Below are 19,919 nucleotides of genomic sequence, written 5' to 3'. Positions count from 1 at the left end.
CATGAAGTGCGCGGTGGTGTCGGGTGCGGCGGCGGGGATCGGTGCCGCCACGGCGAAGCACCTGGCGGACAACGGCTACGCGGTGATCGGCGTCGACCTCGCCGGTGACGTCGCGGTCAAGGGCGACGTGAGCGACCCGGCCACGTGGCAGCGGGTCGTGAAGAAGGCCGCGGAGTTCGGCGGCGTGGACGCGTTGGTGAGCAACGCCTTCACGGTCACCGTGAAGCCCTTGGACGCCACGGACCCGGCCGAGTGGGACCGCCAGCTCGCGGTCAACCTCGGCGGCGCGTTCCACGGTGTGCGGGCCTGCCTGCCGTCGCTGCGGGAACGCCGCGGCGCGGTCGTGCTCGTCTCGTCGGTGCACGCGCACTTCGGCATCCCCGGCCACGGCGCGTACGCGGCCTCGAAAGGCGGGCTGGTGGCGCTGACCCGCCAGCTCGCCGTCGAGTACGCGCCGGCCGTCCGGGTCAACGCGGTGTTGCCCGGTCCCGTGCTGACGGCGGCGTGGGACCGGGTCTCGCCCGAGGACCGGGAACGCAGTGCCCGAGCCACCCCGGCGGGCCGCCTCGGCGATCCGGCCGAGGTGGCCTCGGTGATCGGTTTCCTCCTGTCTCCGGCGGCGTCGTTCGTGACGGGCGCGGAGCTCGTGGTCGACGGCGGCTGGTCCGCGGCGAAGGATTCTTCATGAAGGTGACGGCGGTCGAGACGTTCCTGGTCGAGCCCCGCTGGCTGTTCCTCAAGGTGAGCACCGACGAGGGCGTGACCGGCTGGGGCGAACCGGTCGTGGAGGGCAGGGCCGAGACGGTCCGCGCCGCCGTCCACGAGCTGTCCGAGCTGGTCGTCGGCCAGGACCCGCTGCGCGTCGAGGACCTCTGGCAGGTCCTGCGCCGCGGCGGCTTCTACCGCGGCGGCCCCGTGCTGTCGTCGGCGCTCTCGGGCTACGACCACGCTTTCTGGGACATAGCAGGCAAAGCGCGTGGCCTGCCGGTGCACGAACTGCTCGGCGGCCCGGTCCGCGACCGCGTGCGCGCGTACTCGTGGGTCGGCGGAGACCGGCCGGACGGCGTGCACGACGCGGTGGCGCGGCAGGTGGAGGCGGGCTTCAGCGCCGTGAAGATGAACGCCACCGCGGAGATGCGCCCGATCGCCTCGCCCGCCGAGGCCGAAGCGGTGCTGGTCAGGGCCCGCGAGGCGCGGGAAGCCCTGGGGCCGCGGGGAGAGCTCGCGATCGACTTCCACGGCCGCGTGTCGCCCGCGATGGCGCGCCGGCTCGTGCGGATGCTCGAGGAGGTGCAGCCGATGTTCGTCGAGGAACCGGTGCTGCCCGAGCTCCCGGCGGAGGTGTTGCAGTCGGTCGTGCAGGCCTCGACCGTGCCGATCGCGACGGGGGAGCGGCTGTTCTCGCGCTGGGAGTTCAAACCCGTGCTGGAGGCCGGGGTCGCGGTCGTGCAGCCCGACCCGTCGCACGCGGGCGGCATCTCCGAACTGCGCCGCATCGGGTCGCTCGCCGAGGTGTACGGGGCGTCGATCGCGCCGCACTGCCCGCTCGGGCCGATCTCGCTGGCGGCGTCGTTGCAGGTCGCGTTCACCACGCCGAACTTCCTGATCCAGGAGCAGAGCGCGGGCATGCACTACCACGGCACCGACCCGTCGTACCTGGTGGACATGGCGCCGGTGCGGGTCGTGGACGGCTGGATCGCGCGGCCGACCGGACCGGGCCTGGGCGTCGAGGTCGACGAGGCGGCGGTGCGGCGGGCGGCCGAGGTCGGGCACGCCTGGCGGTCGCCGATCTGGCGGCACGACGACGGGTCGTTCGCCGAGTGGTGACAGCGGCTGCCAGCCGCTGCCAGTGAGCTGAGCGGGTGGTGCCAGCGGGCGGGACGAGCCTGGTCGTGGCCGTCAGGGAGGCGGCTTCGACCAGGGGAGTTCCCACATGCACGTCACGATCATCGGTGCCGGTCTCGGCGGTCTCACGCTGGCTCGCGTGCTGCACGTACACGGCATCCCGTCCACCGTCCACGAGGCGGAGGAGTCGCCCACCTCGCGGGCCCAGGGCGGCATGCTCGACATCCACGACTACAACGGCCAGCTCGCCCTCGAGGCGGCGGGCCTGATGGACGAGTTCCGCGCCATCGTCCTGCCCGGCCGCGAGGCGATGCGGATCCTCGACTCCACCGGCGCGGTGCTGCACGAGCAGGCGGACGACGGCACGGGCGGCCGCCCCGAGGCCCTGCGCGCCGACCTACGGCGGATGCTCCTCGACTCGTTGCCTGCGGGAACCGTCCGCTGGGGGAGCAAGGTGACCGCCGTGTCGGGCCGCACGGTGACGTTCGCCGACGGCGGCACGGTGGAGGCCGAGGTGCTGGTCGGCGCCGACGGCGCGTGGTCGCGCGTCCGTCCGGTGCTCAGCGACGCGCGCCCGGCCTACGCGGGATCCTCGTTCGTCGAGACCTACCTCTACGACGCCGACACGCGGCACCCGGAGGCGGCCCGCGCGGTCGGCGGCGGCTCGCTCATGGTGCCGGGCAAGAGCATGGGCATCTTCGCGCACCGCGAGGCCGGCGACACCCTTCACACCTACGTGGAGTTCAGCAAACCGCTCGACTGGTTCGACACGTTCGACGTCACCGACCCGGCCGCCGTCGCCCGCCACTTCGAGGGCTGGGCGCCCGAGCTGACCGCGCTGATCACCGACACCGACACCACCCCCGTGCTGCGCGCCCACCACACCCTGCCCGACGGCCACCGCTGGGACCGCGTGCCGGGCGTGACGCTGGTCGGCGACGCCGCACACCTGTTGCCGCCCAACGGCGAAGGTGCCAACCTGGCCATGCTCGACGGCGCCGAACTGGCGCTGGCCCTGGCCCGGCACGCCGACGTCGAGACCGCGCTGGCGTCGTTCGAACAGGAGATGTTCGAGCGCACCGCGAAGACCGTCGCCGACGACGGGATCACGCTGCAGAGCCTGTTCGGCGACGACGCCCCGCAGAAGCTCGTCGACCTGCTGCTCGACGCCTGAGGTTGCGCGCCGGGCCGCTTCGGGCTCGACCTTCTTGCCAAAAGCGCAAGCCGCCGTGCATCTCGCGCACGGCGGCTCTACCTTGGGGTTCATGAGCGAACACGGACACGGTGGCGGGCACGGCCACAACCACGGCCACGGCGGTCACCACGGGCACGGGCACGGTCACAACCACGGCGCCACTCACGGCCACGGGTACACCGACCACGACCAGGCGGAGGTCCTCGACCTCGACGCCGAACTCCTGGCCGACCACACCGCCGCCGTGATCGACTGGCTCCCGACCGCCACCGCCCGCCGCGTCACCGACCTCGGCGCCGGCACCGGCGCGGGCACGTTCGCCCTCCTGACCCGCTTCCCGGAGGCCCACGTCACCGCCGTCGACGCCTCCGTCGACCACCTCCAGCGCCTGCGCACCAAGGCGGGCGAACGGGGCGTCGCCGACCGCGTCCACACCGTCCTCGCCGACCTCGACACCGACGTCCCCGACATCGGCGCCCCGGACCTGATCTGGGCCTCGGCCTCCCTGCACCACCTGGCCGACCCGGTCCGCACCCTGCGCGGCCTGCACGACGCCCTCGCCCCCGGCGGCCTGCTCGCCGTGGTCGAACTGTCGGGCATGCCGCGGTTCCTGCCCGAACAGGCCCCGGACGGCCACGACGAACGCCTCCCGCACCGCGGCGCGGACTGGGCGCCGATGCTCACCGAGGCCGGGTTCACCGTCGAGGGCGAGCGCACCGTCACCGTCCACATCGAACGGTCGGAGGCCGTCGAACGCTACGCCCGCATCGTCCTGGGCAGGCAGCTCGACCCGGACGTGCTGGAGAAGACCCTGCGCCGCGAAGACCTCGCCCTGCGCACCGAACGCAAGGTGTGGGCGGCGCGCAAGGCCCGTTAGCGCGCCGCGTCGACGAGTGCCGTCCGCAGCGACTCCAGGGCGAACGCGCGCGCCCCGGCCAGCGACGGCGCCGAGACCGACGCCGCCACCACGTCCACCCGGCGGGGCGAGCGCGCGCACTCCGCCCGGATCGCGTCCAGCAGCGACGGCCCCCACGACCCGCCGACCACGACGACCTCGGGGTCGGCCAGCGTCACCAGGGCCGTGACGACGCCGCCGATCGCCCGCGCCAGCACGGCGGGGTCCGCGGCGCCCACCCGTGCCACGTCGATCGCGGTCGTTCCCGGCCGCCGCAGCCCGAGCTCGCCGAACACCTCGATGAACGGCGTGGCACCCGACGGTCCCTCCGTGATCACGTGCGAGATCTCGCCGGCGAGTCCCGACCGCCCGCGCCGCACCTCGCCGTCCAGCACGACCGCGCACCCCAGGCCCTCGCCGAGGAACAGGTAGGCGAAGTCCGCGACCTCCAGCACGGCTTGTTCGGCGCGGGCCGCCCAGTTCACGTCGTTGTCCACCACGACCTGGCCGTGCAGCAGCGGTCCGAGCACCGCGACCGGGTCCAGCTCGCCCACGAGGAACGGCGAGTCGGGCAGCTGCACGAGCCTGCCGGTGGCCCGGTCCACGGGATCGGCCGCGCTCACCGCACAGAGCCGGACGTGGTGCGCCGCAACGGTTTTCGCTGCGACAACCGGCAGTACCGCGCCCACCTCGCCGGGGTCGGAGATCGGCCGGTGCACCCTCTCCACGACGTCCCCGTAGGCGTCGACGCACTCCGCCGTGACGCCGTCCGGCGCGATCGTCACCACCAGTGCGACGCCGACGTCCGCCAGCGAGTAGAACGAGCCGACCCGGCCCTTGCCGCGCCCGCCCGGCGTCCGTTCGCCGGTGTCGGCGACGAGCCCGGACTCCACGAGCCGCCGCACGCTCTCGCTCACCGTCGGCTTCGACAGGCCCGTCAGCGCGGCCAGTTCGGCCCGCGTCAGCTTGCGCTCGGCCATCAGCGCGCGCAGCACGTGCTCGTCCGAGATCGAGCGCAGCAACTCCTGGGACGGCTTGGTCACGGGGGCGGATTCTAGTTAGGGGTCTTGCCTACAACCGCGCGACACGCTTACAGTTCCAAGTTAGGAGGCCTTACTGGAAGGGATCGACATGCTGCCGAACTGGGACACGACACCCGCTGACCTGCCGAAAGCCATCCGTGAGGTCAAGCGGGCCATCCGCGCGAACATCGAGGCGTCCGGCCGCACCGTCGAGGAGGTGTTCGCGGTCGTCGAGCAGCAGATCCGGCGCGAGGTCGACGATGTCAAGGCGGGCCAGGCCTGGCCGGTGATCGACTACGCGGACATCGAGAACGGCACCGCCGACGCCGAGCTGGTGAAACGCCGCGGCTGCCTGGTGGTGCGGGGCCACTTCGACCGCGAGCAGGCCCTTGCCTGGGACGGATCCATTGTGGACTACGTCGAGAGCAACCAGTTCTTCGAGAACTACCGCGGCCCCGGCGACGACTTCTTCGGCAGCGTCGGGTCGAAGCCCGAGATCTACCCGATCTACTGGTCACCCGCGCAGACCGAGGCCAGGAAGCACGCGCGCATGGCCACCGTCCAGCGCTTCCTCAACGGCCTGTGGCGCCACGACGGCTGGTTCGACCCGGCCACCGACGTCGGCTACCCGGACCGCATCCGCCGCCGCCCGCCCGGCGCCAACTCGAACGGCCTGGGCACCCACCTCGACCCCGGCACCCTCGACCTGTGGATGACGGCCGAGTACCAGCAGGCGTTCCGGCACCTCTTCGACGGCACCCCGGAGCAGTACGACCCGTGGGACGCCGCCCACCGCACCACCGGCCCGCAGTACCCGGGAACCACGATGTGCTCGGTGTTCCGCACCTTCCAGGGCTGGACCGCGCTCTCGGACATGGACCACGACCAGGGCGTCCTGCACACCGTCCCGATCCCCGGCGCCATGGCGTACCTGATGCTGCGCCCGCTGCTCGACGACGTTCCCGAGGACGAGGTGTGCGGCGTCACCGTCAACCAGGTCTTCCCGGTCAACCCGAAGTACCACGAGCTGCTGATCGAGGCGCTCAGCGGAATCCCGGACGTCAAGGCCGGCGACTCGGTCTGGTGGCACTGCGACATGATCCACAGCGTCGCGCCGGTCGAGGACCAGAAGGGCTGGGGCAACGTCATGTACATCCCGGCCGCGCCCTCCTGCCCGCGCAACGACCGGTACGCGCAGGAGATCCGACGGGCGCACGAGACGGGGTCGAGCCCGAGCGACTTCCCCGAGGAGCACTACGAGCGCACCTGGCCGAACCGCTCACGTCCCGAATAGCACCCGGAACACCGCGCCCTCGCCGGGCGCGGTGTCCAGCTCGATCCGCCAGCCGTGCGCCGCCACCAGCGCCGCCACGATCGACAACCCGAGTCCACTCCCGCCAGGTCCACGCGCCGGATCGGCCCGGTAGAACCGCTCGAACACCCGAGCAGCCTGCTCCGGAGTCATCCCGGGGCCGTGGTCGGCCACCTCGACGGCGTCCGCGGTCAGCCGCACCTCGACCGGCCCCGACGTGTGGATCAGCGCGTTGTCCAGCAGGTTCGTCAGGACCTGCCGGACGCGCGCCTCGTCCGCCTCGACGAGCACCGGCTCCGCGGGCAGCCGCCGGGACACGCGAGGACCGGCCTCGACGTCGTTCACCAGCGCGACCAGGTCCACTGTGGACAACGTCAGCGGCTGCTCCGAGTCGAGGCGTGCCAACTGCAGCAGGTCGTCCACCAGCACCCCCATCCGCGCCGCGTGGTCCTCGACGCGCTTCAACACGTCGGCCGGGTCCGACGCCGCCCCCTGCCGGTACAACTCGGCGTACCCGCGGATCGACGTCAACGGCGTCCGCAGCTCGTGCGACGCGTCGGCCACGAACCGCCGCATCCGGTTCTCCGACGACACCCTGGCCGCGAACGACGACTCGATCTGCCCCAGCATCGTGTTCAGCGCGGCGGCCAGCCGCCCGACCTCGGAACCGGGACGCCGCACCGGCACCCGCCGCGACAGGTCGCCCGCCGCGATCTCCCCGGCGACCCGCTCGACCTCCTCCAGCGGCCGGAAGGAGGCCCTGACCAGCGCGTACCCACCCATCCCCACCAAGATCAACGCCCCGAGGCTGATCAGCAGGAACGCGAGCCGCAGGTCGTCCACCGCCCGGTCCACTTCGGACTGGTCCACGAACGCGACCAGCTCACCCCCGTCCCATTCCCGCATCAGGACCCGCCGCGTCCCCACGGTCACGTGCTCGCCCGGCACCAACTCCCCGTACGCCGGCAGCCCGTCGAACGACGTTCCCGCCACCACGCCCGACGCGTCACGCAGCACCATGTTGTCGCGCAACGGAAGCGCGCGCGGCAGAGCCACCACCCGGTCCAGCCGCGCGTCGAGCTGGCCGAGCAGGTACCGCTCCATCACCTGCGAGCCGATCAGCCACGTCGCGAACAGGCCCGCGGCCAGCAGGGCGACGAGCACGACCACGAGCCGCACGCGCAACGTCATGGGCGCATCATGTACCCGAGGCCGCGCACCGTGTGGATCAGCTGGGGTTCGCCTACTTTCCGGCGCAGGTAGGAGATGTACGACTCGACCACGCCGACGGCGCCGTCGAAGTCGTGCGACCACACCTGGTCCAGGATCTGCGCCTTCGACAGCACGCGCCCGCTGTTGCGCAGCAGGTAGTGCAGCAGCCGGAACTCCGTCGGCGACAGCTCCACGACCCGCGCGCCCCGCCGCACCACGTGGCTGTCCACGTCCAGCGACAGATCGCCGCAGGTCAGCACCTCGGAGCCGTCCGGGCGGGTGCGGCGCAGCACGGCCGTCACCCGCGCGATGACCTCCTCCAGGCTGAACGGCTTGGTGATGTACCCGTCGCCGCCGATCGTGAGACCGGTGACGCGGTCGTCGGCGCCGTCGCGGGCCGTCAGGTACAGCACGGGCACGCGGACTCCGGACGACCGCAGCCGCCGCACCACCTCGAACCCGTCCCGGTCGGGCAGCATCACGTCGAGCAGCACCAGGTCCGGAGCGCCGTCCCGGGCCGCCGCGAGTGCCTCCGACCCCGTGGCCGCGCTCGTCACGGCGAACCCCGCGAACCGCAGGCTCGCGCACAGCAGCTCGCGGATGCTGGGTTCGTCCTCGACGACGAGCAACCGGCCGCGCTCCACGCGTGCATCGTGCATCAGCCGGTGGCCGGCCGCTGGGTGATCGTCTGCCCGGCCACCGTGCCGTCGGAACCGGCCTGGCCCTGCACGACGACCTGCTGCCCGGCCTTCAGGTCGCTGAGCTTGCCCTCGGACGTGATGTCCACCTTCGTGGAGTCCGAAGTGGACACCTTCACGACCTGGCCGTTCTGCGTCTTCACGTACACGGTCGTGTCGTCGACGTGGTCGATCGTGCCGACGGTGCCGCGCCCGCCGAACTGACCGCCGCCCTGCCGGTTCGTGCCCGACGGGGGAGTGCCCCCGCCGGGGAACTGCCGGCCGGCCGCGTTCTGCCGCGCCGGGTTCTCGGCCGCGCCGAACGACTTCTGCACGAACACCCCGCCGACGAACGCGACGATCGCGAGCACCGCCACGCCGAGGACGATGGTCGTCCTGCCGACGCCCGCCTTGCGGTCCTTCAGCTCAGCCGTGATGTCGTTCTCCAGCGGCTGATCGAGTGGGTTGGACACGTCGAGAACTCCTTATTCGTGCCGGAGGGCTTCGATGGGACGCAGCTTCGCGGCGCGGGAGGCCGGGTAGCTGCCGAAGAACAGGCCGATCAACGCCGACACCGCGAAGGCCAGCAGCACCGACGACGGCACGATGACGGGCTGGATGCCCGCGATGGTGAACCGGCTGCCGATCACACCCGCCGCGACGCCCAGCGCGCCGCCGAACAGGCTCAGCAGCGTCGCCTCGATCAGGAACTGTCCGAGGATCGACGAGCGGGGAGCGCCGACGGCCTTGCGGATGCCGATCTCCCGGATCCGCTCGGTGACCGTCACCAGCATGATGTTCGTGATGCCGATCCCGCCCACCAGCAACGAGATCGCCGCCACCGACGCCAGCAGCACGGTGAACGTCTCCGTCGTCGCGGTCCGCGCGGTCAGCAGCTGGTCCTGGCTCAGGATCCGGTAGTCGGCGGCGGTCGTGCCGGAGATCTTGTGGCGCCCGTTGAGGATGGTGGTGACCTGGGCCTGCGCGTTCGGCAACGCGTCGGCCGACTGCGCCTGCACCACGATCTGCGTCAGGCTGCCGTACCCGGTCAGCGCGTTCTGCGTGGTCGTCAGCGGCGCCACGGCGAGGTCGTCCGCGTCCTGCAACCCGCTCGACCCCTTGGCGGCCAGCACTCCCACGACGGTGAACGGGATGTTGTTGACCAGCATGGACTTCCCGACCGGATCGGTCCCCGGGAACAGCTCGGAGGCCACCGTCGAGCCGATCACCACGACCTTGCGCGCCTGCTGCACGTCGTTGTCGGAGAACAGGTTCCCCTGCGCGACGGAGCTGTTCGTCGTGTCGAAGTACCGCGGGTCCGACCCGACGAACTGCCCGATGTCGTGCGTGGTGTCGCCGTACCCGGCGGTCGCCTGCGCCGAGACGACCGGCGACGCGTACTTGACGTCGGGTGAGTCCGCGCCGACCAGCGCCGCCGCGTCCGCCGTGGTGAGCGGCTTGGCGGTCGAACCGGGCTGGGCGCGCTGCGGGCTGATCGTCAGGATGTTCGTGCCGAGGCCCGCGATGCTCTGCTGCACCGCGCTCGACGCGCCGTTGCCGACCGCGATCAGCAGGATCACCGACGCGACACCGATCAGGATGCCGAGAGTGGTGAGCCCGGACCGCATCTTGTTGGCCGTCAACCCCCGCACGGCGAAGGCGGCGATCTCGAGGACCCTCACACCAGCACCCCCGCGACTCTGCCGTCCACGACCCGGACGGTCCGCATCGCGTGCGCCGCGACCTCGTCCTCGTGCGTGATCAGCACGACCGTGCGCCCGCTCGCGTTGAGCCGGTCGAGGATGCCGAGCACGTCCCGGCTGGAGTCCGTGTCGAGGTTGCCGGTCGGCTCGTCCGCGAGCACGATCGCCGGGGACGTCACCAGCGCCCGCGCGATCGCGACCCGTTGCTGCTGACCACCCGACAGCTCGTTCGGCCGGTGGTGCACGCGGTCCTTCAGGCCGACGAGGTCGAGCGCCGCCAGCGCCCGCTCGCGGCGGTGGGCACGCCGAACTCCCGCGTACACCAGCGGGAGCTCGACGTTCGTGAGTGCCGTCGTGCGTGGCACCAGGTTGAAGGACTGGAAGACGAAACCGATCTTCCTGTTGCGCAGCAACGAGAGCTGCTCCTCGTCGAACTCACCCGTGTCGATCCCGTCGAGCAGGTACTTCCCGCCGGACGGCACGTCGAGGCACCCGAGGATGTTCAGCAACGTCGACTTGCCCGACCCCGACGCGCCCATGATCGCGAGGTACTCGCCCTTCTCGACCGTGAGATCGAGCCCGCGCAACGCGTGCACGGCCGTGTCGCCGCTCCCGTAGGTCTTGCGGAGGTCGCGGACCTCGATCACGGGGCTCATCGACCGGTCCCGGTGAACCCGCCGCCGTTGCGGTTGCCGCCCCCGGTGCCGGGGAACTGGCCACCCTGCTGCTGACCGGTCCGGTTCTGGTTGGTGGACGTGGTGACCTGCGGCAGCACCACCTCCTCGCCCGCGGTCAGCCCCGACTTGATCTCCACGTACTGGTCCCCGCGCACCCCGACCTCGACCGTCTTGCGCGTCTCCACGCCGTTCTCCAGCACGGCAACGGAACTCGCGCCGTTCACCGTCTGCACGGCCGCGGCGGGCACGGCGAGCACCCCGGTGGCGCCCGCGACGGTGATCTCGACGCTCGCCGACTGCCCCGGCCTGAGCCCGGCCGGCGGCTCGGTGAGGGTGAGCGTGACGCCGTACTGCACGACGTTGTTCACGGTCGTGGGCGTCAGGTCGACCTGCGCGACCTTGGCCTGGACCGGCTGCGACTGCATGGCGTTGACCGTGACGGTCGCGGCCTGGTCGGCCTTGAGCTTGCTGACGTCGGACTCGGAGACGTTCGCGTGCAGCACCAGGTTCTTGAGGTCCGTGACGACGACGAACCCGGACGTGGTGGTGGTCGTGGTCGTGCTGGTGTTGCTCGAGGTGTTGTTCGAACTGCCGACCTTCTGGCCGACCGAGCCCGTGACCGACGTGATCGTGCCGTCGCCCGGCGCGGTCAGCACCGTGGACGCGAGCGTGTCCTTGGCCTGCTGGAGCGCGAGCTGCGCCTGCCGGTACGCCGTCAGCAACGCGGTCGTGCCCGTTCCCTTGTCCAGCGCGGCGTTCAGGTTGCCCTGCGCGATGTCGACCTGCAGCTGCGCCTGCGTCGGGTCGAGCTTCGCGAGCTGCTGGCCCTTCGTGACGACGTCACCGACCTTGACGTTGACCTCGGTCACCGTGCCGCTCGCCCCGAACGACGCGGCGGCGCTGAACGAGCTCTGCACCGTCCCCGACGCCGTCACCACCTCGCTGACGTCGCGGGTGGCGGCGGCCGCCGTGCGGGCGGCGGTGGGCTGGGCGTTGCCGGAGGAACCGAAGAACACCAGGTAGCCGGCCACACCGGCGCCGAGGAGCACCACCACCAGCAGTCCGTTGATCACCAAGGATCTGCGACGTCGAGTCATGGCAGGGGATGCTCGTCCGCGAAGCTGTGGCGGGGCTGCGAGTTTCCTGGCAACGAGCTGAAGATCAGCCCGCCCGATTTCACCCTGTTGTGCACCTTGTTGCTCTTCGAGCAAGCCCTACGGTCGAGGAATGGCCACCAGCACTCCCTCTACCGCCTACAGCCGAGACCTGGGCGAGGAACTCCGCAAAGTGCGCGAAAGCTCCACCGACCTCACGGGCGCTGCCTTCGCCCTCCGGCTGGGCTGGGACCCCAGCAAGGTCTCCACCCTGGAACGCGGCAAGTACTGCCCGAGCGAGATCGACCTCGTGCAGTACCTCTCCATGTGCGGCAAGGACATCGACTTCTTCGAGGACTTCAAGCGCCGCTTCAAGAACGCGTTCGAGGAGTACATCGTCCAGGTCTCGGACAACCTGCGCACACTGGCCATCGCCGAGTCGACCGCCAGGACGATCACGAGCTACGACGCGCAGGCGATTCCGGGCCTGTCGCAGACGCCCGAGTACGCGGACAGCCTCTACCGGATGGGCGGCTACATCGTGGAGGAGCGGATCCCCGCGGTGGTGAAGTGGCGCATGGAACGCCAGGCGATCCTGAACCGGCACGATCGGCCCGCCTGCCTCTTCTACATCCACGAGCACGCGCTGCGAACGGAGGTCGGCGGCGCGCGGGTCATGGAGGACCAGTACGCCAAGCTGCTGTTCGGCGCGCCGAGGATCCGCATCGTCCCCGCCTCGGCGCAGCTGGTGGCCACCAGCTGCGTGCTGTGGGAGTACGACAAGGCGATGCCCATCGCGTTCACCTCGACCGACCTCGCGAAGGTGTTCGTGCAGGACCCCGGCGCCATCGCCCGCACCCGGCTGCTGTTCGAGCGGTTGGCCGAGGTCGCCCTGAGTGAGGAACAATCGCGGACGGTGCTGGCGGACCACGTCGGCCGACCGCGAGAGGAACTCCATGAGCGAGGCCCGCGCTTGGCGTAAGAGCAGCTACAGCGGCGCGACCGAGGACGACAACTGCGTCGAGGTGTCGTTGTCCGGTGACGCGCTCGTCCGGGACTCGAAGAACCCGGCCGGCGGCGTGCTGACGTTCGGTGTCAGCGCCTGGGCGAGCTTCGTCCAGAGGTTGCCAGTTAGTTGACAACTGCTCCGTTCGCCGGAGCAGCCTGCTAGGACGATCACATGAACCTCGTGTGGGTGCTGGCAGGTGTGGCGCTGCTCGTGGTGGCGGCGGGCGTGTGGCTCTGGCGTCGGTACCAGCACCGGTGGTACAGGTTGCGCCGCGCCGGGTCGGTACCCACAGGTCGGATCGGCGGTGTTGGCGGAGGTGTGCCACCGGAGAAACGGCCGGTCGACCTCGTGATCAGCGAGAACGTGTTCGAGCCGGACCTGGGGGCCTTGCCGCAGGTGCTCTTCGACGAGGCGGACGTGCCCGCCTTCGCCATCGACGGCCGCATGGGGCGGTGGCTGTCGGAGGAGGTCCCGCTCACCGGCAGGCAGGCGCCGCTGCCCAGGGACGGCCTGTTCGTGCGACGCAACAACGCGTTCGGCACCAGGGCTGTCCTCGGCATCAAGGACCTGATCGACGAGGGCGTGCTGATCGGCCAGGAGCAGATCCGGTTCGACGACTTCGTCGCCTCCGACCCGTCCGGCATCCCGGTGCCGCCGCCCGGACAGGGTCTGGCGGTGAGTTCCGGGGTGTCTCCCGCCCTGGCGAACCTGCGCGCCAACGAGAACACCACCCACTTCGTCGAGATCGCGTTGCGGGCAGGGGAGGCGAGTGGTCCGACCGCCCGGTCCGTGCCGGTGAACTTCGTGTTCGTCGTCGACACGAGCGGCTCCATGGGCGGGCTGAAGATCGGGACGGTCCGGACGGCGATCCGCGAGCTCTACACCCAGCTGCGGGACACGGACGTCCTCGGCATCGTCGCGTTCGACACCACGGCCAGGACGGTGCTCAAGGCCACGCCCAAGGCGTCCCTGACACAGGTGAGGCTGGACGCCGTCGTCTCGGAGCTGAACGCGCACGGCGGCACCGACATCAACCTGGGCGTGCTCTACGGCATCGACGAGATCTCCCGGCACGCCGAGCCGGGCATCGTGAACTGCGTCTACCTGTTCTCCGACGGGGAACCGAACTCGGGCGAACGCGACTGGATCGCGATCCGCCGCAACGTCGCCGACAGGGCGCGAGGCGAGCTGACGCTGTCGTGCTTCGGTTTCGGTCGTGACGCCCGGATGCGCGAACTGGAAGCACTGGCGGGCACGACCGGTGGGTTCTGCACGCTCGTCACCGATCCCGAGGACGTGCGCCTCACCCTCGCCGAGGACCTCGCCCGGCGCGAGCACCTGGCGGCCTTGAACATCCAGCTCCAGATCACGCTAGACGAGACCGTCACCGCGTGGCACCTCTACGGCCACGACCTCATCACCGACGCCCCGGCCCGTGCCCGCGTGGAGCGGGACGTGGCCGCCGCCGGAGAACGCGCGCGGGAGGAGTTCGGTGTCGAGTCGTTGCCGGACCTCGTGACCCAGGACGGCGGCATCCGGATCTTCGCGCCGGACCTCGCGCACGACGAGACCTACTGGGTGGTGCTGGAGGTGCAGGCTCCCGGCTCGGTCTTCGGCGCCGCCACCGTGCAGCACGTGGACGTCGTCGCCGGGGAGAACCGGCGGCAGACCCTGGAACTGGGCGCCTCGGGCACGATCTCGCCGGAGACGGTCTTCGCGCACGCGGTCGGCCTGTGGACGAGCGAGATCACGTTCTACGCGCTCGACGACCTCTACCAGAACGACCGCCAGACGGCGAACTCCCGGCTGTCCGGCCATGTCGAGACGCTGCGCCAGGCCCACGCCCACACCCCGGCGCCGCAGTTCCGCGACGACCAGGTGACGTTCCGCAAGCTGATGAGCCTCACCGCGAACCTGGGCACCGTCCGGGCGTTCTCCGACACCGGTGAGGCCGTCGCCGTGCACGCGCTGAACGCGTTCGGGCGGAGCCGTTCCGGCTTCGCGCGGAACCGGTTCGGGTAGCCGGGAAAATTTCCCGAACTCCCTTGAACCGTTGCCCGCCCCGCCACGTGTACCCGCTGTCGAACGGGAACGAGGGGACAGTGCCATGGCTGACGAGAAGACGGTGTTGATCGGCCAGTGCGGCCCGACGGTGCTGCTGCCCAAGCAGGGTGCCAAGGTCGTGCCGCTGCGGCCGAAGGCCCCGCTGCGGGTGGACGTCGCCGGCGGCGGCCCCGTCGGTCTCGCGTTCGCGTGCACCTTGAAGGCGCAGCTCGGTGATGCCGTCTCGATCCGCGTGCACGACCGCCGCTGGAAGCGCCGCGGTGACCGCGTCGTCTGGAAGGACCAGTCCGACGGCAACAACCGCCGCGAGCAGGTCGTGACGCTGCAGAGCAACGTCTGGGCGGCCCTGCCCCTCGCCGTGCAGCACCGCCTGTTCGCGCCCGGCCGGTTCTCCGAGATGTGGCCGCTCGGCCCGGACTCCCCGGCGTCCAAGGGCAGGCCGCGCAACATCAAGATCCGCTGGATCGAGGACGCCCTGCTCGACATGGCGCAGGACGTCTACGGCATCGACGTCGTCGCCGGCGCCTACACGCCGCCCGCGAAGTTCGACGGCACGCACGTCCTCGCCATCGCCGACGGCGCCCGTTCCGCGACGCGCGACGCGTTCTCCGCGCAGTTCGGCACCCCGAGCCGTGAACTGTTCTCGGTGGACGGTTCGCCGCTGGACGAGCGCGTGCTCGGCATCCGCGTCACCGCCAAGTCCCCCGACGAGCACACCGTGCCGCTGACCGTGGCGCAGAACAGGTTCCTGTTCAACTCGATGGGCGGCGGCTTCATCAACATGCGCCTGACCGCCGAGGAGGCCTCCGAGATCGTCGCGCTGGGCGAGAGCGGCCCGGTGTCGTGCATCGGCAAGTTCGGCTGCACCATGCGACCGTCGGGTTCGCGCTTCGTCTGCGACCGCCACCGCGCGGTGTTCAAGCCGTCCGTCGACAAGCTCTCCTACCTGTGGCCCCGCATCCTCGACGGCCTGCGCTTCTTCGGTGTCGGAGCGGCCGACGTCGTGGGCATCACCTCGTTCACGCTCGGCATGCAGCAGATGTCGAAGTTCACCGCCCAGCTCGCACCGTCGACGTTCGGGTTCCTCCTGGGCGATGCCGCCAACTCCCTGCACTTCTGGCCCGGCCGCGGCCTGAACACCGGTCTGAAGAGCGCGCTCTCCCTGGCCGTGAACCTGCAGAAGCGCTGGAACGGCAAGCCCTTCCGCGCCGCCGACTTCGCCCAGCACGAGGGCATCATGCAGCAGCTCCAGTACCGCGAGAAGTCCCGCGCCTGGACCACCATGCTCATGCCCGACGCCGAAGGCACCCCGCGCGGCATCGAGGACCGCATCCGCGACGGCCTCCAGGGCCCGTGCGACCGCGCGGCGTTGGTGCAGACGCTGTTCGAGCGCGTGCTGGACATCAAGAAGCGGATGGGTGACCGGATGGGCTCGCTCGCCACCGACGAGTGGTACTACGGGCGCATCACCGCTCTGGACACCCGGACCTTGAAGGTCATGGTCGAGTCGGGGGCGTGGATCACGCGGGAGATCGGCGGCGAGGAGGTCGAGATCCCTTCGGCGGCGCCGGCCTTCGTGGAGCCGCAGCCGGTGCGCCGGGGGTTGTCGCTGGTCGGCTAGTGGCTGAGAAGCCTGAGCAAGTGGTTGGTCAGGTCCCCGCGCAACCCGGCATGTCCTGCCCGTTCGTCGCACGCCGCCCGCAGGGCCTCGGACTCCCGGTACACGTGGACGGCCCCTGTCTGCACCACGGCCGCAGTCGGCTCGTTCTCGCTCATGCCCGCAGGTACACCCACGCGTCGAGGCCGGACCCGAGTCGCACGAGCGAGCGCCGGTAGTCGTCCACCTCATAGATGTCGGCCGCGGCCAGTTCCGCGGTCGTCACCTCCAGCACCGTCCCGGCGACCGAGTCGGTGGCACCGGCCCGCCGGACGATCGGGTGCCGATCAGTCCCGCTGACCGCCACCACCGCGGGGTCGGTGATCGTCACCCAGTCCTGCCGGTGGCCCGGCAGCACGTCCGACTTGCCGACGAGCGTGCGCCCGAAGTGCGAGACCTGCACCGGCTCCGACTGCAGGGTGCCGTACGAGAACAGGTTCACGACCGCGTCCGCCGGCCCGCCGATCCGGTGCAGCACGGGCTGGTCCACGTCCGCGTTCCCGACCACGACCGTCGCCCGCGAGGCCGGCCCGACCTCGGCCAGGTACCGGCGGCTGGCCGCGTGGTACCGCTGGTCGAACGCCTTCTCCGCCTTTTCGAGGCCGCCCAGCGGTTCGGTGTCGCGCCGTGTCCCGCGCTCGAAGGCGACGGAGAACGGCGTGTCCACGAACACGACCTGGTCCCACTCCAGGTCGCGCTGCAGGAAGCTGCCGTCCACCACGAGGACGAGGTCGTCCGGTGCCTCGACCGGGGCCTCGTCCAGGGGAGTGTCCGACCTCAGGTCGATGATCCGTTCGCGGTAGCGGCGGTCCCCGTCCGGACCGAGAGGCTCCAGCACCAGTCGGGAGAACGCGGCGAAGTCGTACGCGTCCTGGTAGTAGCCCTCGGCCGAGTCGCGGCCCAAGCGGTGCCGCACGGCGCGCGGGTGGTGGAACCCGTCCATCGAGAGGTGGGCGGCGGAACGGCCCCGCGCGGCCACCAGGGCCGTGAGTTCGCGGGCCAGGGTCGTCTTGCCCGACGCCGTGATCCCGTCGACCGCCACCCTCAGCGGGCCGCCCAGACCGACCAGGTGGTCGGCGATCCGGTTCAGCACGCGCTCCCGTGGAGTGATCACGTGCCCAACCCTAATCCTCCTCCACCTCGCGGCGGGCCAGCCGCACCTCCTCGATGTCGAGCTTGCGCTGGATCGTCCGCAGCACGATGTCGTCGATCGCCTGCTCGTCCCGCAGCCGCACCACCGTCGACCGCTTGTGCGCGATCAGCTCCAGCCGCAACGCCGTGTACTCGACCTCCGACTGGGCCACCTCCTCGTCCCCGGCTTCACGGGCCCGCACGACCTCGAGGTGGTGCTCGTACTCGGCCCGCACCCGCTTGTAGACGACGTCGGACACGCCCACCTTGTCGGCCAGTGACGGCAGCGCCTCGTAGGCCTCCTCCGACGCGGTCGACTGGGCCAGCCGCAGCTCCTCGTCCAGCGCCGTGTCCTCGGGCAGGCGGGAGAACCGGATGATCGACGGCAGCATCACCGACTGCACGATCAGCGTCAGCACCACGACGCCGGACGTGACGAGGATGATCTCCTCGCGGAACGGGAACGGCCCGCCACCCACGACCGTCTCGGGCACGGCGAGGGCGGCGGCCAGCGACACCGCGCCGCGGAACCCGGCGGCCGACGACACCAGGCGTTGCCGGGCACCCACCCGGCGCAACCGCTGTTGTGGGCGGCGGTCCAGCGCGCGGATCACGTACGGCGTCGTGTAGCTCCACAACATGCGCGTGCCGACCACCGTCAGCGCCACCAGGCCGATGGCGCCGAACGTCGCGAGGACCTCGGAGCCGTCGAGTGAGCGCAGAGCGCTGTGGGCCTGGAGTCCGATCAGGACGAACAGGGCACCGTTCAGCACGAACGTCGCGATGCCCCAGAACGCGTAGCTCACCTGACGGGTGTCGGCACGCACGATGCGCGGCCCGACCTGGGCGAGCACGAGGCCGCACGTCACCACGGCGATCACGCCGGACCCGTGCACAGTCTCGGCCAGCAAGAATGCCGCGAACGGCGTCAGGATGCTGACCACCGTCTCGTGCAACGGGCTGTCGAGGCGCTTGCGCACCTGCACGGCGAGCCAGGCCACGAGCAGGCCCGCCACGGCGCCGCCGCCGTACGACAGCACGAGCTGCAGGCTGACCCGGCCGGTGCTGAACTGCTGCTCGCCGACGGTGATGGCCACGGCGATCGCGTAGATCACCAGGGCCGTGCCGTCGTTGATCAGGGACTCGGCGCGCAGGATCGTGGTCGTGCGGCGGGGCATGCCGCGGGCGATGGCGGACACAGCGGTCGCGTCCGTGGGGGCCAGGGCGGCGCCGAGGACCCACGCCGGGCCCCAGTCGAGGCCGAGGGCGTGGGCCACGGACGCCACGGCGGCGGCCGTCGCGAGCACCAGCAGGGTGCTGAGCAGCACGATCGGGCGGAGGTTGCTGCGGATCTCCCGCAACGACGTGTTGAGACTTTCCCAGTAGAGCAGGGCCGGCAGAAAGATCAGCAGCATCGCCTCCGGCGGGAGGCTGACCTCTTCCAAGGCGGGCACGAAGCCGAGCACCGCGCCGCACACCACCAGCAGGACGGGGGCGGCGACGCGCACCCGTCCGGCCACGACGCTGCTCGCGAGGATGCACACACCCAGCACCACGACGAGTTCGAGACCGAGCATGCGCTAGAAGATAGGCCGATCAGGCGCTCAGCGCGTCATCCAGCTCGGCCAGCAGGCGGGACTTGGGTCGCGCTCCCACGATCTGCCGGATCGGCACGCCGTCGCGGAACAGCAGCAGCGTGGGCAGTGACATGACCTGGTGGTCGCGGGCGGTGGCGGTGTTCTCGTCGGCGTTGATCTTGACGACGGTCAGGTCGTCGCGCTCGCGGTCGATCTCCTCCAACACGGGGGTGAGCATGTGGCACGGTCCGCACCACTGCGCCCAGAACTCCACGAGGACGGTGCCGGTCCCCACCTGCGAGGCGAACGTGGCGTCGGTCAGCTGCTGCACTGGAACTCCCTGGGTTCTGGCACGAGGCACGGGTCCTGGAAGGCGAGTCTGGCCAGCAGGAACTCCCGGACGGCGCCGAGCCGCTCCAGGCAGGCGTCCACCTCGGCGAGCTTGCGCCGGTAGACCTCCCGCGAGTCCGGGCACGAGTCGCCGGACTCGTGGCCCGCGCGCAGGCACGCGACGAACGGGCGGGTGTCCTCCAGGGACAGGCCCACCGCCTGCAGCGACTGGATCTCGCGCACGAGCCGCAGGTGGTGTTCGTCGTACTCGCGGTAGCCGTTGGGCGTGCGCGGCGCGTCGAGGAGCCCTTCGGACTCGTAGAAGCGCAGCGCGCGCGTGGTGGTGCCGGCTCGCTTGGCCAGTTCGCCGATCCTCATGCCCGGAACGCTAAACCTTCACGTGCGCGTCAAGGCAACTCCGGAAAATATTCCCGCTCCCGAAGGGAGTCCCACCCAGTGGCCGCCTCAGCGCGACGACCCGGAACGCCCACAGAATGCGGGGAAACGACGAGGAGGGGG

21 protein-coding genes are annotated in these 19,919 nt (G+C 71.0%); 9 read left to right on the top strand and 12 right to left on the bottom strand.

The window, feature by feature from the left end; genetic code table 11:
* The first annotated feature begins 1 nt into the window (after window position 1).
* The 4 genes from ABZX02_RS25885 (at window position 2) to ABZX02_RS25870 (ending at window position 3,917) form a co-directional block, all read left to right on the top strand.
* Window positions 2–688 (top strand): SDR family oxidoreductase, encoded by a 687-nt coding sequence (locus ABZX02_RS25885; protein WP_355301474.1) that lies wholly within the window; start codon window positions 2–4, stop codon window positions 686–688.
* Window positions 685–1,827, top strand: coding sequence for a galactonate dehydratase (gene dgoD / locus ABZX02_RS25880; RefSeq protein WP_355301472.1), 1,143 nt, complete (start codon window positions 685–687; stop codon window positions 1,825–1,827). Before ABZX02_RS25885 ends, dgoD begins: the two co-directional genes overlap by 4 nt.
* 106 nt (window positions 1,828–1,933) lie before the next feature.
* A complete protein-coding gene (locus ABZX02_RS25875) occupies window positions 1,934–3,019 on the top strand; it encodes an NAD(P)/FAD-dependent oxidoreductase (protein WP_355301470.1) in 1,086 nt (361 codons plus the stop codon).
* A 91-nt stretch (window positions 3,020–3,110) separates the two neighbouring features.
* Window positions 3,111–3,917: a methyltransferase gene (locus ABZX02_RS25870; RefSeq protein ID WP_355301468.1), complete on the top strand. Its 807-nt coding sequence runs from the start codon at window positions 3,111–3,113 to the stop codon at window positions 3,915–3,917.
* Here the strand turns inward: ABZX02_RS25870 and ABZX02_RS25865 are convergent.
* Entirely contained in the window at window positions 3,914–4,978 is a 1,065-nt protein-coding gene (locus ABZX02_RS25865; RefSeq protein ID WP_355301466.1) for an ROK family transcriptional regulator, read from the bottom strand. The two genes, ABZX02_RS25870 and ABZX02_RS25865, sit on opposite strands and share 4 nt — an antisense overlap.
* Window positions 4,979–5,066: 88 nt before the next feature.
* On the opposite strand from ABZX02_RS25865, the gene ABZX02_RS25860 reads away from it, so the two are divergent.
* Window positions 5,067–6,251 carry a YbiU family protein gene (locus ABZX02_RS25860; protein ID WP_355301464.1) on the top strand — a complete coding sequence of 395 codons (1,185 nt, stop codon included), beginning with the start codon at window positions 5,067–5,069 and terminating at the stop codon, window positions 6,249–6,251.
* Here the strand turns inward: ABZX02_RS25860 and ABZX02_RS25855 are convergent.
* The 6 genes from ABZX02_RS25855 to ABZX02_RS25830 are packed head-to-tail and all read right to left on the bottom strand — an operon-like array spanning window position 6,237 to window position 11,635.
* On the bottom strand, window positions 6,237–7,460 hold the full coding sequence (locus ABZX02_RS25855; RefSeq protein ID WP_355301462.1) for a HAMP domain-containing sensor histidine kinase: 1,224 nt from the start codon (window positions 7,458–7,460) through the stop codon (window positions 6,237–6,239). The two genes, ABZX02_RS25860 and ABZX02_RS25855, sit on opposite strands and share 15 nt — an antisense overlap.
* On the bottom strand, window positions 7,457–8,140 hold the full coding sequence (locus ABZX02_RS25850) for a response regulator transcription factor (protein WP_355301460.1): 684 nt from the start codon (window positions 8,138–8,140) through the stop codon (window positions 7,457–7,459). The genes ABZX02_RS25855 and ABZX02_RS25850 overlap by 4 nt, the downstream gene beginning before the upstream one ends.
* Window positions 8,140–8,631, bottom strand: a complete 492-nt coding sequence (locus ABZX02_RS25845; protein WP_355301458.1) for a hypothetical protein — start codon at window positions 8,629–8,631, stop codon at window positions 8,140–8,142. Before ABZX02_RS25845 ends, ABZX02_RS25850 begins: the two co-directional genes overlap by 1 nt.
* Window positions 8,632–8,643: 12 nt before the next feature.
* On the bottom strand, window positions 8,644–9,840 hold the full coding sequence (locus tag ABZX02_RS25840; protein WP_355301456.1) for an ABC transporter permease: 1,197 nt from the start codon (window positions 9,838–9,840) through the stop codon (window positions 8,644–8,646).
* Window positions 9,837–10,517: an ABC transporter ATP-binding protein gene (locus tag ABZX02_RS25835; RefSeq protein ID WP_355301454.1), complete on the bottom strand. Its 681-nt coding sequence runs from the start codon at window positions 10,515–10,517 to the stop codon at window positions 9,837–9,839. Before ABZX02_RS25835 ends, ABZX02_RS25840 begins: the two co-directional genes overlap by 4 nt.
* Complete coding sequence (locus tag ABZX02_RS25830) at window positions 10,514–11,635, bottom strand: HlyD family efflux transporter periplasmic adaptor subunit (protein WP_355301452.1); 1,122 nt, start codon at window positions 11,633–11,635, stop codon at window positions 10,514–10,516. The genes ABZX02_RS25835 and ABZX02_RS25830 overlap by 4 nt, the downstream gene beginning before the upstream one ends.
* A 130-nt stretch (window positions 11,636–11,765) precedes the next feature.
* Between ABZX02_RS25830 and ABZX02_RS25825 the strand changes: the two genes are divergently transcribed.
* From ABZX02_RS25825 to ABZX02_RS25810, 4 genes are all read left to right on the top strand, one after another.
* The gene (locus ABZX02_RS25825; protein ID WP_355301450.1) at window positions 11,766–12,614 is read left to right on the top strand and encodes a helix-turn-helix transcriptional regulator; all 849 of its coding nucleotides are present in this window, start codon (window positions 11,766–11,768) and stop codon (window positions 12,612–12,614) included.
* Window positions 12,589–12,771: a DUF397 domain-containing protein gene (locus ABZX02_RS25820; protein ID WP_355301448.1), complete on the top strand. Its 183-nt coding sequence runs from the start codon at window positions 12,589–12,591 to the stop codon at window positions 12,769–12,771. The genes ABZX02_RS25825 and ABZX02_RS25820 overlap by 26 nt, the downstream gene beginning before the upstream one ends.
* Before the next feature lie 41 nt (window positions 12,772–12,812).
* Window positions 12,813–14,663 (top strand): VWA domain-containing protein, encoded by a 1,851-nt coding sequence (locus ABZX02_RS25815; protein WP_355301446.1) that lies wholly within the window; start codon window positions 12,813–12,815, stop codon window positions 14,661–14,663.
* Between the two features lie 85 nt (window positions 14,664–14,748).
* Window positions 14,749–16,326, top strand: a complete 1,578-nt coding sequence (locus tag ABZX02_RS25810; protein ID WP_355301444.1) for a hypothetical protein — start codon at window positions 14,749–14,751, stop codon at window positions 16,324–16,326.
* On the opposite strand, the gene ABZX02_RS25805 is transcribed toward ABZX02_RS25810, so the two are convergent.
* The 5 genes from ABZX02_RS25805 to ABZX02_RS25785 are packed head-to-tail and all read right to left on the bottom strand — an operon-like array spanning window position 16,323 to window position 19,778.
* Complete coding sequence (locus ABZX02_RS25805; RefSeq protein ID WP_355301442.1) at window positions 16,323–16,481, bottom strand: hypothetical protein; 159 nt, start codon at window positions 16,479–16,481, stop codon at window positions 16,323–16,325. The two genes, ABZX02_RS25810 and ABZX02_RS25805, sit on opposite strands and share 4 nt — an antisense overlap.
* Window positions 16,478–17,476: a gamma-glutamylcyclotransferase gene (locus ABZX02_RS25800; RefSeq protein WP_355301440.1), complete on the bottom strand. Its 999-nt coding sequence runs from the start codon at window positions 17,474–17,476 to the stop codon at window positions 16,478–16,480. Before ABZX02_RS25800 ends, ABZX02_RS25805 begins: the two co-directional genes overlap by 4 nt.
* Window positions 17,477–17,486: 10 nt before the next feature.
* Window positions 17,487–19,070, bottom strand: a complete 1,584-nt coding sequence (locus ABZX02_RS25795; protein WP_355301438.1) for a Na+/H+ antiporter — start codon at window positions 19,068–19,070, stop codon at window positions 17,487–17,489.
* Window positions 19,071–19,089: 19 nt separating this feature from the next.
* Window positions 19,090–19,401: a thioredoxin gene (gene trxA / locus ABZX02_RS25790; RefSeq protein ID WP_355301436.1), complete on the bottom strand. Its 312-nt coding sequence runs from the start codon at window positions 19,399–19,401 to the stop codon at window positions 19,090–19,092.
* On the bottom strand, window positions 19,389–19,778 hold the full coding sequence (locus ABZX02_RS25785; RefSeq protein ID WP_355301434.1) for a MerR family transcriptional regulator: 390 nt from the start codon (window positions 19,776–19,778) through the stop codon (window positions 19,389–19,391). Before ABZX02_RS25785 ends, trxA begins: the two co-directional genes overlap by 13 nt.
* Window positions 19,779–19,919 lie beyond the last annotated feature (141 nt).

Origin of the sequence: Lentzea sp. NPDC003310, assembly GCF_040610935.1 — a bacterium.
Classification (GTDB): domain Bacteria; phylum Actinomycetota; class Actinomycetes; order Mycobacteriales; family Pseudonocardiaceae; genus Lentzea.
Note: the sequence above shows the minus strand (reverse complement) of the source record. Positions and strands in the feature narration are given on the sequence as shown.